The 12,298-nt window shown below is 70.8% G+C and carries 11 protein-coding genes; 5 read left to right on the top strand and 6 right to left on the bottom strand.

Translation table 11 applies throughout. The features are described 5' to 3' along the window. Positions 1-140: 140 nt before the first annotated feature. From mtnB to ACFYX4_RS29680, 3 genes are read right to left on the bottom strand one after another with little or no spacing between them, the layout of a single operon-like run. On the bottom strand, positions 141-749 hold the full coding sequence (gene mtnB, locus ACFYX4_RS29670) for a methylthioribulose 1-phosphate dehydratase (protein ID WP_389339721.1): 609 nt from the start codon (positions 747-749) through the stop codon (positions 141-143). Continuing rightward, positions 746-1,480, bottom strand: a complete 735-nt coding sequence (gene mtnC / locus ACFYX4_RS29675) for an acireductone synthase (RefSeq protein WP_389339836.1) — start codon at positions 1,478-1,480, stop codon at positions 746-748. Before mtnC ends, mtnB begins: the two co-directional genes overlap by 4 nt. A gap of 2 nt (positions 1,481-1,482) precedes the next feature. Continuing rightward, a complete protein-coding gene (locus ACFYX4_RS29680; protein ID WP_389339723.1) occupies positions 1,483-2,094 on the bottom strand; it encodes an acireductone dioxygenase in 612 nt (203 codons plus the stop codon). A gap of 633 nt (positions 2,095-2,727) precedes the next feature. On the opposite strand from ACFYX4_RS29680, the gene ACFYX4_RS29685 reads away from it, so the two are divergent. From ACFYX4_RS29685 to mtnK, 4 genes are read left to right on the top strand one after another with little or no spacing between them, the layout of a single operon-like run. Beyond that, entirely contained in the window at positions 2,728-3,828 is a 1,101-nt protein-coding gene (locus tag ACFYX4_RS29685) for a substrate-binding domain-containing protein (protein WP_389339725.1), read from the top strand. Beyond that, on the top strand, positions 3,815-5,395 hold the full coding sequence (locus tag ACFYX4_RS29690) for a sugar ABC transporter ATP-binding protein (RefSeq protein WP_389339727.1): 1,581 nt from the start codon (positions 3,815-3,817) through the stop codon (positions 5,393-5,395). The genes ACFYX4_RS29685 and ACFYX4_RS29690 overlap by 14 nt, the downstream gene beginning before the upstream one ends. Positions 5,396-5,422: 27 nt before the next feature. Further along, positions 5,423-6,469: an ABC transporter permease gene (locus ACFYX4_RS29695; RefSeq protein WP_389339729.1), complete on the top strand. Its 1,047-nt coding sequence runs from the start codon at positions 5,423-5,425 to the stop codon at positions 6,467-6,469. An 8-nt stretch (positions 6,470-6,477) separates the two neighbouring features. Then, positions 6,478-7,647: an S-methyl-5-thioribose kinase gene (gene mtnK, locus ACFYX4_RS29700; RefSeq protein ID WP_389339731.1), complete on the top strand. Its 1,170-nt coding sequence runs from the start codon at positions 6,478-6,480 to the stop codon at positions 7,645-7,647. Here the strand turns inward: mtnK and ACFYX4_RS29705 are convergent. After that, positions 7,589-8,350 (bottom strand): PIG-L deacetylase family protein, encoded by a 762-nt coding sequence (locus ACFYX4_RS29705; RefSeq protein WP_389339733.1) that lies wholly within the window; start codon positions 8,348-8,350, stop codon positions 7,589-7,591. The two genes, mtnK and ACFYX4_RS29705, sit on opposite strands and share 59 nt — an antisense overlap. Positions 8,351-8,439: 89 nt before the next feature. Then, a complete protein-coding gene (locus ACFYX4_RS29710) occupies positions 8,440-9,375 on the bottom strand; it encodes a GNAT family N-acetyltransferase (protein ID WP_389339735.1) in 936 nt (311 codons plus the stop codon). Between the two features lie 812 nt (positions 9,376-10,187). Here ACFYX4_RS29710 and ACFYX4_RS29715 point away from each other — a divergent pair. After that, the gene (locus ACFYX4_RS29715) at positions 10,188-11,978 is read left to right on the top strand and encodes an ATP-binding cassette domain-containing protein (RefSeq protein ID WP_389339838.1); all 1,791 of its coding nucleotides are present in this window, start codon (positions 10,188-10,190) and stop codon (positions 11,976-11,978) included. Between the two features lie 81 nt (positions 11,979-12,059). Here ACFYX4_RS29715 and ACFYX4_RS29720 read toward each other — a convergent pair whose 3' ends face one another. Further along, positions 12,060-12,230 (bottom strand): hydrophobic protein, encoded by a 171-nt coding sequence (locus tag ACFYX4_RS29720; protein WP_132851822.1) that lies wholly within the window; start codon positions 12,228-12,230, stop codon positions 12,060-12,062. Positions 12,231-12,298 lie beyond the last annotated feature (68 nt).

Consider the following 12,298-nt stretch of genomic DNA (forward strand, 5'->3'; position numbering starts at 1 on the left):
GGTGGAGCGGTGGAGCGGTGGAGCGGTCGAGCGGCTGAACGGCTGAACGGCTGGGTGGTGAGCTGCGAAGGCTGCTGCGAGCGCTGCGAGGGGCACGGTCAGGAGGGCCGCGGTCGCCCGACCGTGGCCCTCACCACCGTTCAGCGCCGCGTGAGCTCCAACTCCAGCAGCCACTCCACGACTTCCGTGTGGTGACGCGCCTGCCGCAGATCGGCGCCCCACGCGTACAGACCGTGCCCGGCCACGACCACGGCCGGCATCCGCGGATCCCGGGCCGCCTCCAACCGGTCCCCGAGCACCTTCATGTCCTGGCTGTTGAGGATGACCGGCAGGGTCACCTCGGTGTCGTGCGCCGGCTGGCCGACGCCCTTGAGCATCTCCAGATCCTTGAAGACGATTCCGCCCGGCTGCCGGCTCCCCATCGCCACCGACGCCACGGTGTGCACGTGCACCACCGCGCCCGCGCCCGTCAGCGCGGCCACCCGCGCGTGCAGCTCGGCCTCCGCCGACGGCTTCCCCCCGTGCACGGCGGCGCCCTGCCCGTCCACCAACACCACGTCCGCGGACGTCAGTTCGCCCTTGTCGTGACCGCTCGCGGTGACCGCGAGCCGCAACGGGTCCCGGGACAGCACCACGGACAGGTTGCCCGAGGTGCCGCGCATCCAGCCGAGGGAGGCGAACCGGGCGGACTCGGCGGCGAGGGCGGCCCCCGCCCCCTCCAGATCGAGTGCGGTGATGTCGGCGGTCACGCGGTGCTCCTCGTCGTGCTGATGCTGATCTCGTCGAACGTCCCCGCCTGCGCGTGGTCGCCGACCCCCTGCTCGTAGTACGGCTCTCCGGGACGCCGGATCCCGACGGCGTGCCAGCCCGCCGCACGGGCCGCGTCCAGCTCGCCCGGCCGGTCGGACAGGAACAGGTGCCGCTCGGGCGCCAGGGCTGTCGCCCGAGCGATACGGCGGTACGACTCCGGCTCCTGCTTGGGTCCGGCGTTCTCCGTGTCGAAGAGTCCCAGGACCAGAGGCAGCAGGTCGCCCTCGGGGGTCGAGGAGAACCACGCCCGCTGGGCCGCCACCGACCCCGACGAGTAGACGTACAGCCGCAGTCCGGCCTCGTGCCAGCGGCGCAGCGCAGGGACGACGTCGTCGTAGAAGTGCGAGACGAGGTCGCCGCGGGCGAAGCCCTCCGACCAGATGAGGCCCTGGAGCGTCTTGAGCGGGGTCGCCTTGCGGTCCTCGTCGAGCCAGGCGTTCAGCGTCTTCACGACCGCCTCCGCGTCCGCTCGCGGATCGCCGGTCAGCTCGCGCACCTGCGCGACAGCGCGGGCCACCTCCGGATCACCGCTCCGTTCGGAGAGCAGTGCTTCGAAACGGGAGCGCGAGTACGGGTACAGCACGTCCACGACGAAGCCGGTGGCGCTCGTGGTGCCCTCGATGTCGAGGACCACGGCGTCCACGTCGAATCGCGGGGCCGGTTCCGGCAGGCTCACGCCGCCGCCCCGCCCGCCGCCCCGTCCGCCTTGTGGCCGGCCGCGATCGTGTCGTAGTCGGGGAAGCGGGAGGCGATGGTCGAGCCGGTGAAGCTGCCGATCCAGCCGTCCTCCTCGTGGAAGAAGCGGATCGCGGTGAACGACGGCTTCGTGCCCATGTCGAACCAGTGCGTGGTGCCGCGCGGCACGCCCAGCAGGTCGCCCTTCTCGCAGAGCACCGCGTGCACCTCGCCGTTCACGTGCAGGTAGAAGATGCCGGAGCCGGAGACGAAGAAGCGGACCTCGTCATCGTCGTCGTGGGTGTGCTCCTGGAGGAACTTCTCCCGCGCGGCCTTCGCCTTCGCCGGGTACTCGGGGTCGTCGCTCGGGTGCAGGCCGAGGACGTCGACCGTGGTGAAGCCCTCCTCGGCGTTCAGCCGGTCGATCTCCGGGCCGTACGCGGCGAACACCGTGTCGCTGTCGGCGTCGAAGGGCACGTCCTCGCGGATCGGCCACTGCTCGAAGCGCACACCGAGCGGCTTGAGGGCCTCCGCGATCTCGGCGGGGTCCGCGGTGCGGCGGACCTGGGTCTCGGGGCCGGATTCGGGCCATGTCGTCAGCAGGGTCATGAGAGACAACTCCAGGGAAGCGAGGGGAAGTCCGGATTCCGAGACGGTCACCGGACGGGCGGACCGGTCCGCGGGGGAGGTCGGGGGAGGCGTCGCGGCAGCGGGGGACGGCGGGATCAGCCGCGACAACACGCGCCGGGACAGCGCGCTCCGGGACACCGCATGCCGCGACACCGCAGGCCGGGGCCGCGCTGTATGCCCTGTGCGGGCAGCGCGTTCGCGCGACGTGTCGTCATCGGGCCTCACTGTGCCGGATCGGGTGCCGGTCCCGAGATGGTAACCACAGGTCGGACGAAGGCCGCGGGCGACCCCATATGTGTCTCACCTGGTGAGAAACCGCTTCCCTCCCTTTGACGGGTGGCCGAAAACGTTCTCATGATCTGCGTATGAAGACGCCGCTGCTCGTGCGGCGGCTGTACGTGGACCTGCTCCGGTCGACCACGGCCAGCTGTCGCTGACCCCTCCCGGAGCCCTCCCACGCCCTCAACGAGGGCCTGTGTCCCGTGCCGTTCGACGGCGCCCGTTCGCGCTCCGGACCAAGAGCCCGCCCTCCCCCTCGCGTTGTCCCACGCCCTCCCCGGCGTCGTCGCCCCTCGTACCGGGCCGCGCCGCCCTCCCCACCTGGAGCCCCTCATGTCCCGCGCCCGACTCGCGCTCACCGCGCTCTCGTTGACGTCCGCCTCCGTCCTGGTCCTCTCGGGCTGCGCCCAGTCCTCGAACGCCTCCGCCAAGTCCGGCGGTTACAGCGCCGCCTCGGCCTCGGCCGCCACCGGCAAGAAGCCCGCCCCGTTCAGCGAGGGCGCGGTCAAGGTGGCCCTCGTCCGGCAGAGCGGCGCCGGCGACTACTTCGAGCAGTGGGGCAACGGCGCCAAGGCACAGGCCAAGGCCCTCGGCATCGACCTTACGGTGTACGACGCCCAGGCCGACAACGCCAAGCAGGCCACCGACCTGTCCTCGGCCATCAACTCCGGCGCACAGGCGATCATCGTCGACCACGGCTTCCCGGCGACCATCCAGCCGGAGATCGACAAGGCCGTCGCGAAGGGCATCAAGGTGATCGTCTACGACGTGGAGACCGCGACCAAGGGGGTCGTCACCACCGAGCAGGACGACGCGAGCATGGCCAAGGCCGTCCTCGACGTGATGGCGAAGGACCTCGGCGAGAACGCCAAGGTCGGCTACGTCAACGTCGCCGGGTACGCGGCCCTCGACAAGCGCGACTCGGTCTGGAAGACGGCCGTCGACTCCCACGCCTGGAAGCAGGAGTTCAAGGTCGGCAAGGTCACCGACTCCACGGCCACCGACAACGTTCCCCTGGTCTCCGCCGCGCTCACCCAGCACTCCGACGTGACCGGCGTGTTCGCCCCCTACGACGAACTCGCCAAGGGCGCCGTCCTCGCCGTGCAGAACAAGCGGCTCCAGGACAAGGTGAAGGTCTTCGGCGCGGACGTCTCCAACGCCGACATCCAGAACATGACCGCGGCGGACAGCCCGTGGGTCGCCACGGCGGGCACCGACCCGTCCGCGGTCGGCGCCGCCGTCGTCCGCACCACCGCGCTGGAGCTGGCCGGACAGCTGAACAAGGACACCGTGTCCTTCCCGGCCGTCGCCATCACCCAGGACTTCCTGCGCAAGAACAAGATCGAGAACATGGACCAGCTGCGTCAGGCGCTGCCCGCGCTGAACCTCTCCCAGGTCAGCACCGCCGACTGGATCGCCAATGTCGCCCACTGACCCCGGTCATGGCACCGGTCCTGACCCCGACCATGGCACAGGTCCCGAGGTCGGCGAGGGGCAGGCGGCTGTCGGTCTGACCGACGTCAGCATGGCGTTCGGCGGCAAGACGGTCCTCGCGTCCGTATCGCTCGACATCGCCCCGGGCAGCGTGGTCGCGCTGCTCGGCGCGAACGGCGCCGGCAAGTCCACCCTGATCAAGATCCTGTCCGGCGTGCACTCCGGCCACGGGGGAGAGGTCCGGGTGGACGGGGCACCGGTGAGCCTCGACTCACCGCTGGCCGCACGGCAGTTGGGCATCCAGACGGTCCACCAGCGCATCTCCGAGGGCATCGTGCCCGGCCTCACGGTCGCCGAGAACCTGGTCTTCGAGGAGCTCGCGCAGAGCCGCGGCAACCCCTTCCTGAACGGGCGCAGGCTGCTCGCCCGGGCCCGGGAGATCCAGGCCGGCCTGAACCTGGACTGGAGCGACGCCCTGCTCCGGCGCGACGTCACCGAACTGGGCATCTCCGACCGCCAGTTGCTCATCCTCGCCCGCGCCCTGGCCACCCGTCCCCGGCTGCTGATCCTGGACGAGCCCACCTCGGCCCTGTCGGCCGCCGAGGCCGAACGCCTCTTCGCGCTCGTCGAGCGCATGCGGGACGACGGCATCGCCGTGCTCTACGTCTCCCACCGCCTCGGCGAGATCGAAGCGCTCGCCGACCGTCTGGTCGTCCTGCGGGACGGCCGTCTCACCGAGGACCAGGTCAGGCCCTTCGACTGGGACGCCGCCCTGCGCGCGATGCTGGCCCAGGCGCAGGAGGCCACCACGGCCCGCCCGGTCCGGGAAGGGGCGGCCGGGGAGGTCGTGCTCTCCCTGCGCGGCGTAAGGCTCTTCGAGGGTCGCACACCCCTGGACCTCGACCTGCGCACCGGCGAAGTCACCGGAGTGGTGGGCCTGTTGGGCGCCGGAAAGACCGAGCTGGCCCGCGGGCTGTTCGGCGCCGAGCCCTTCCCCGAGGGGACGGTCGAGCTGGACGGCAGCCCGTACGCGCCCCGCCGCCCGGCCGACGCCATCCGCGGCGGCGTCCACCTGGTCCCCGAGGACCGGCACGCCGACGCCCTCGTCCCCGGCTGGTCGGTGGCGCAGAACATCTCGCTGCCGTTCCTGAAGTCCATGTCCCGGCTCGGATGGGTCAACACGGCCAGGGAGAACGACCTCGGCCGGGAGACCGTCGACGCGCTCGGGGTCGTCACCCGCGACGAGCACAGCACCGTCGAGGAGCTGTCCGGCGGCAACCAGCAGAAGGTCGTCGTCGGGCGCTGGCTCGCCGAGACCCCGCGCGTCCTCATCCTGGACGAGCCGTTCCGAGGCGTGGACATCGGCGCCCGTCGCGACATCGGCCGCCGCGCCCGGACCCTCGCCGCCGAGGGCGCAGCCGTCCTCGTCCTGTCCGCCGACGTCGACGAGGTCCTCGAGGTCGCCGACCGGGTCGTCGTCCTCGCGGCCGGCGAGATCCACCTCGACGCATACGGCGAGGACGCGGAACGCGACCGCGTGATCCGAACCATCTCGGCGTCGGTCTGACGCCTGCCGCCGAAGAAAGCAGCACCCATGACCACCACCCAGAGCACCGAGGTCCCCACCAAGGCGGCGATTCCGCCCGCGACGACGACCTCCGCACGCGTCCAGAACGCCGTCATCAAGTACGGCTTCATCTTCGTGACGGTCGCGCTCTTCCTGTACTTCGCGCTGAGCGAGGGCTCCTTCCGTGAGTCGGCGACCCTCCTCGACACGCTCCGGTACGTGTCCGTCGCCGCGATCCTCGGCCTCGGCGTCACCCTGACCATGGCCGCCGGCGGAATGGACATGTCCGTCGGCGCGGTCGCCGGCCTCGGCGTCTCGGTCGCCGCCCAGACGATGGTCGTCCACAACCAGATCGGGACGGTGGCGATCCTCGCGGTGATCGCGGCGGGCGCGGCCGCGGGCCTGCTGAACGCCCTGCTGATCGTCGTACTGAAGATCCCCGACATGCTGGCCACGCTGGGCACGATGTTCGTCATCCAGGGCACCAAGCTCATCCTGGTCGACGGCCAGTCCATCACCCCCGGCATGACCCTGGACGACGGCTCCACCGCGCCCGGCAGGTTCACCGAGGGATTCCTGCGCATCGACCGCGGCACGATCCTCGGCGTCCCCATCTCCGTGATCGTCTTCGGCGGCCTGACGATCGCCGCCTGGGTCTTCCTGGCCCGCACCCGCTGGGGCCGGGTCCTGTACGCCATCGGCGCGAACCCCGAGGCCGCCCGCCTGGCCGGCATCCGCGTCGGCGCGTACCGGTCCCTGGCCTACGTCCTGTCCGGCGTCCTCGCCTCGATCGGCGGCCTCATCCTGGCCTCCCGCATCGGCCAGGGCGATGTGAGCGCCGGCACCTCGCAGCTCCTGGAGGCGGTGGCGGTGGCGCTGGTCGGCACGTCCGTCCTGGGCCGTGGCCGCCCGAACGTCTGGGGCACGGCCCTCGGCGCGGTCCTCATCGGCATCATCACCACCGGCCTGACCATCAAGGGCCTGCCGTACTACACGCAGGACGTCGTCGAGGGAGCGGTGCTCATCCTCGCCCTGGTCTTCAGCTTCACCCTGTCCAAGCGCCGCACTTCCTGAGGAGACCCATGGGCTACCGCATCCTGGAGACCGACGACATCCCCGGCTACCTGCACGAGCGGGGCCACTGGGAGGACCTGGACGACATCGCCGTCCGCGAGGTCTCCGACGGCAACATGAACCGCGTCTTCCTGGCCTCCTCCGCCGACGGCGCCCGCAGCCTCGCCGTCAAGCAGGCCCTGCCCTGGGTGCGGGTCGCCGGACCGTCCTGGCCGATGAGCCCCGACCGCGCCGACGCCGAGGCGCGGGCCTACCTCCAGGTCGCCCGTGTCGCGCCCGACAAGATCCCGGCCGTGCACGGCTACGACCCCGAGAACCACGCCCTCGTCATGGAGGACATGTCCGATCTGGAGGTACTGCGCACCCTCCTCAACGACGGAGCCTCCTACGGCTCCGGGACCTCCCGCAGCGTCGGCGAGTTCGTCGCCCGACTCTCCTTCGCCACGTCCGACTTCGGCATGCCCTCCGCCGAGCGCAAGGCGCTGATCGCGGCGTCCGTCAGTCCCGAACTCTGCAAGATCACCGAGGATGTCGTGCTCTCCGAGCCGTACGTCGAGCACGAGCACAATCACTGGCACCCGCAACTGGACGACCTGGCCGCCGAGTTCCGCGCCGACGCCCGCCTGCGCACTGAGGTCGCCGACCTCCGCCATGCCTTCATGACGAGCGGTCAGGCACTGCTCCACGGCGACCTGCACACCGGCAGTGTCATGGTCGGCCGACGGGACGGCGCCGAGGTCGTCCGGGTCTTCGACCCAGAGTTCTCCTTCGTCGGCCCGATCGGCTACGACCTCGGCCTGTACTGGGCGAACGTCCTCGTCGCCGAGGCCCGAGCCCAGGCCCTCGGAACCGACGGCGACCACGCCGACCAACTGGCCCTGAGCTGGGAGGGTTTCGAGACCGAGTTCCGCCGCCTGTGGCCCTCACGCGTAGACACCTTCTTCGACGACGCCTACCTGACCCGCTTCCTGCACCGCGTCTGGACGGAGTCGGTCGGCTTCGCCGGCACGGAGATCATCCGCCGCATCATCGGCTTCGCCCACCTGACGGACCTGACGACGCTGCCCGACCCACTCCAGGTCCCGGCCTCCCGCCGCACACTGCTGCTGGGCCGTGAACTCATCCTCCACCGAGAAGACTTGAAGAACCCGGAGTCCCTTCGCACCCTCGCGGTGTGACGAGGCCGATGCGGCTGAAGTACTCGGTGCCCAGGATCCGGTCCCGCCTCCGCTCATCGAGGCGGGCCGGCAAGGCGGGCAGCGGTCGCTCGCCCCGGAGCTGGCCGGCATGCGCGCAGATCGCACCCCACTTCCGGTCGAGCTGCCCCGACACGTCCACGGCGGCGGACACGTGGTCGTCCGGCACGCTCAGCAACGTCTTGCCGACCCGGCTCAGCAGGGGACCGAGGTCACCGACCGCTGAATCCGGATGGGTTGCCGCGTAGAGCGCGCTGCTCCGCCACGGCTCACCGGCCTCGGGGTACAGGTGGGGCAGCCCGGCGGCCTCCACGGCGAGCAGAGCGACCTGGTGGGTACGCCGGTGATCCGGATGCCCGGTGAGCTGCCCGAGCGCGTCATGGGTGACGACGACGTCGGGACGGAAGTCCCTGATGTGCGCGACCACTTGGCCGACGGCGTCGTCCAGGTCCAGGTCGCACCACCGGAGCTGCCCCGGTGCCGACGCCGGGTTGCGGGCGTCGGCGTACCCGAGCATCCGCGCCTCACCCGCGCCGAGGACGGCCAGAGCCGCATCGAGTTCGTCGGCCCGGGTACTGTCCGGAGCCCAGGTCGCGGTGACGACCGCCGTGCGAGCGCCGGCTGCGGCGTGCTGAGCGAGCACACCGCCTGCGAGCAGGCTCTCGTCGTCGGGATGAGCGAACACCCCGAGCACCGAAGGCAAGCCGGACGCATCGGGTGCGGGTGCGGCATGGGATGTGATTACGTGCCGGTCTCGCTTGCCGTACGGGCGGTTCATTCGGTCCCCCGGTCCCAGGTTTCGAAGTACCCGGCCCTGCCGGTGCGGCGGGCCTCGTCCACCGCGCGCAGGTGGGCGAAGTCGCGGGGCGGCATGAGCGCTTCCCACTCGGCCAAGGCCAGGACGCGGACCTCGTCGTGCTCCTCCGGGTCCAGGGAGATCCTGCGGATCTGCTCCGCGGTGAGCCGACCGCCGTCGAACACACAGCCGATCGTGCTGTACGGCCACCCCGCGCCCGGCAGCCCGTAAACGGTGGCCAGGAGCCGGGGCGGCCCGGCGGGCGTCAGGCCGGTTTCCTCCCGGCACTCGCGCACGGCCGTCTGCCAGGGGCGCTCGCCCGGATCCATCGTCCCGCCGACGAACTGCCATGGGTGAGTGGGGGAGTGGACGGAGTGTAGTTGGAGTGGTCGGCCCTCCTCGTCGGTGAAATAGACGCACGCGAAGGCGGTGGCCTTCAGGACCGTCTCGGCGTACTGCTCGGGCGACGTCGAGACAGGGCCGCTCTCCGGATCGCTCGCAGCAACTGGTGCTTCGAGACGCGTCATCCGCATCAGCGCCGGACTCCCCGCGAACCCCAGCTCACGGTAGAGCGGTGCCGACAGCTCGCTCGCATGGAGCTCGAACAGCGTGACGCGTTCAGTACGGAGGCGGTCGAGCAGCGCCGAGACCACGGCCCTGGCGAAGCCGCGACGCCGGAAGCCCGGGTGTGTGGCGACGACCTGCACACGGGCGGCCAGCCCGCGAGGGTAGGCCGGTCCCGACAGTACGGGGTGAATCAGTCCGAGGGCGCAGGCGGCGAGCGAGCCGTCCGGGGCGTCGATGACGAAGGCCCGGGCGTCACCCGTCGGCGTCAGGCGCGGTGCCAACTCGCCGGTGCAGCGGCGGATCCAGTCCTCGCTCAGGGGCTCGGACAGCACATGCTCGGAGCGCATCCGGATGATGCCTTCGGCGTCGCCGGGCGCGGCCGCGCGAACTGCCGGTCGCGCGGCGGCATCCGACCGCCCGGTTGTGGAGGCAGACGACATGTCATGGTTCATGAGGCTTCTCCCGTCGACGAGTTGGGTAAGCCGGCGCTCGGCACGCCTGAACTCAGCTGGGCTTCACCTTGATCTGGAGCGCTGCCCCGACCTTCCGAAACCTTGGCAACTTCTCGGCGGCTTCATATCCTTCCAGTTGCTTCAGCGCCCAGGCGCGGCAACTTGGTGTGGCCGCAGCCCCCCACGCAATCCCCCGCTCGGGCTACACCCCCGTCACCGTCACCTTGACGAGTGAATCGAACGGACAGGTGTCAGGTGCTCGGGCCGACAGCTCCTGGCTGTCGCGTCATGCGTCGAACTTTTGGTCGACCGTTCGCTCGATGCGGCCCGTATCGGTCCTGTGATCAGGGGCGTTGTACGGAGTGCTCTGGCCCTTTCGCCCATCGAGGAGAAGTCGTGAATCCCGTGCTCGTACTCATCCCCCTTCACCCCGCGTTCGAAAATCCCCCGGCTCAGGCCGCTTTCCCGACCGCGTTCCGGCGTCCGGTCGATGTCCGTCGTGCTCTGTTCGCGTCCGCATCACGACCGTCCACAAGGTGGGGCGCATGAGCGGCGCGCAGAAGCGAGGCGGCGACGAGGCACTGCCGGCCGAGGATCCCGTCGTCCCGGCGGCACGGTCCTCGAACCCGCAACCCCAACCCCACCCCCTGCCCCAGCCGACCGCGCCGCCCGAACTCGACTACAACGGCCGCAAGCACCGCCGCGCCATGGACGACGCCACGCTGTGGGACATGGCCGGCCGGATTCCGAGGGCACTGGCTCAGACGGCGCGGCTGGCCTGGTCCGTCGATCGGCGGATGACGGCCACCATCGTCGTCTGCCAGCTCCTGTCCGGCGTGGGGACGGCGGTGATGCTCGGCGCCGTCGCCGAAGCCCTGCCGAAGCTGCTGACGCCCGACCCGCGCCAGGGACTGGAACAGGCATGGCCGGCGTTGACCCTCGCCGTCGTCGCCATGGCCGCGGGGGCGGCCATGTGGATCCTCGCGGACTGGGCGACCCGGCGGCTGAACCCGAAGATCGCCTCGGCCGCCGACCTCACCCTGGTCGACCTGCACATGCGCGCCGAGCTGTCCGCCTACGACACCGCAGGCTTCACGGACCGCAGCCAGGCCGCCGAGATCGGCGCACTGCGAGCCGTCGACCTCGCCGACGACGCGAAGACGCTCACCAACGGCCTCGTCCAACTGCTCTCCGCGGCGGCCGTCCTCACCTCCCTGCACCCGCTGCTCCTCGGTGTGCTCGTGCTGTCCGTCGTCCCGCGGGGGATGGGCGGGGTGATCGCCGCCCGGATCGACTACCGCGTCCACGACCGGACGATCTCCGCCCGCAACGTGCGGGGCATGATGCGCTGGTGGCTGACCACCGCGGAGCTCGCCGACGAACTGCGCGCCAACACGATGCGGCCGTACCTGCACTTCTGGTACCGGACGATGTGCGACCGGGTCGAGGGCCGCGAACTCGAAGGCGCACGCCCCTACTTGCTCGTCACTCTGCTCGCCGCCACGCTGGCCGGGGTGTTCACGCTCGGCATGTGGGCTTCGCTGGCGGCGCTGGTCCTCACGGGCGCGATGTCGGCGGCGATCGCCGGCACGGCCGTCGTCGCCTCGCAGACCGCCGGGCGGGCGCTCAACTCCATCGTTCGCTATGGGGCGGTGATGTTCCATCACGGGCTCTACCTCAGCGACTACTACGAGTTCGTCGACGAGGTCCGCTCCATGACCACGGCCCGGGGCGCGACGCAGGTCGAGGCGCCGCAACAGATTCGCCTCCAAAACGCCGGCTTCACCTACCCGTCCAAGGACGAGCCGGCGCTGCACCCGACGACGCTCACCCTCCGGCGCGGTGAGGTCGTCGCCCTGGTGGGCGAGAACGGCGCCGGCAAGTCCACGCTGATCAGACTGCTCACCGGGCTGACCACGGCCAGCGAGGGAGCGGTCCTGTGGGACGACACCGACCTGGCCGCCGCGGACGCGGAATCGGTGTGGCGGCATGTCGGCCTCGTCCCGCAGAAGAACGGCCACTGGCCCCTGGCGGCACGGGAGAACATCACCCTCGGCCAGCCGCAGGAACACGGCGACGACCGGATCTGGGAGGTCGCCGAACGGGTCGGCATGGGCGACGCCCTCCGAGGGCTCCCCGAACAGCTCGACACGCTGCTGGCCCGATCGGTGTGGGGCGGACACGAACTGTCCGGCGGACAGTGGCAACGCCTCGCGTGCGGGCGGGCGATGTACCGGGAACCGGCCGTCCTCGTCCTGGACGAACCGACCAGCGAGATGGACGCCCGCGGTGAGCACCTGATCTTCCGCGAGCTGCGCGCGATGGCGTCGGGTCGCATCACGATCGTGGTCACACATCGGCTCGACAACGTGAGAATGGCCGACCGGGTCGTCGTCCTCGACCAGGGCCGGATCCGCGAACAGGGCCGCTTCGAGGACCTCGTCGCCACCGAGGGCAGCCTGTTGGGCGAGTTGCACGCCCTCGCCCAGGACCGCTGACTCCTGTTCCTCCGAGTCACGACATGCCCGTGGGCCCCGGGGTCGTTCCCGGGGCCCAAAGGCAGGCTGACGCTTGGTCTGCTACCAGCGGTACCAGCGGCCCTTACGGCCGCCGGTGTCCGCCGTGCGTACGACGAAGCCGAGCAGCCAGACCACCAGCACGATGACGGCGATCCACCACAACGCCTTGAGCGCGAAACCCGCGCCGAAGAGGATCAGGGCCAGCAGCAGAACGAGAAGCAAGGGAACCATAGTTATCAACCTCCGTGGCTCCTGGTGCCCGGCAAAACGCAGCCGCACACCGCCGATCTACCTGGTTT

This window comes from Streptomyces sp. NPDC002328 (assembly GCF_042890065.1).
GTDB lineage: Bacteria > Actinomycetota > Actinomycetes > Streptomycetales > Streptomycetaceae > Streptomyces.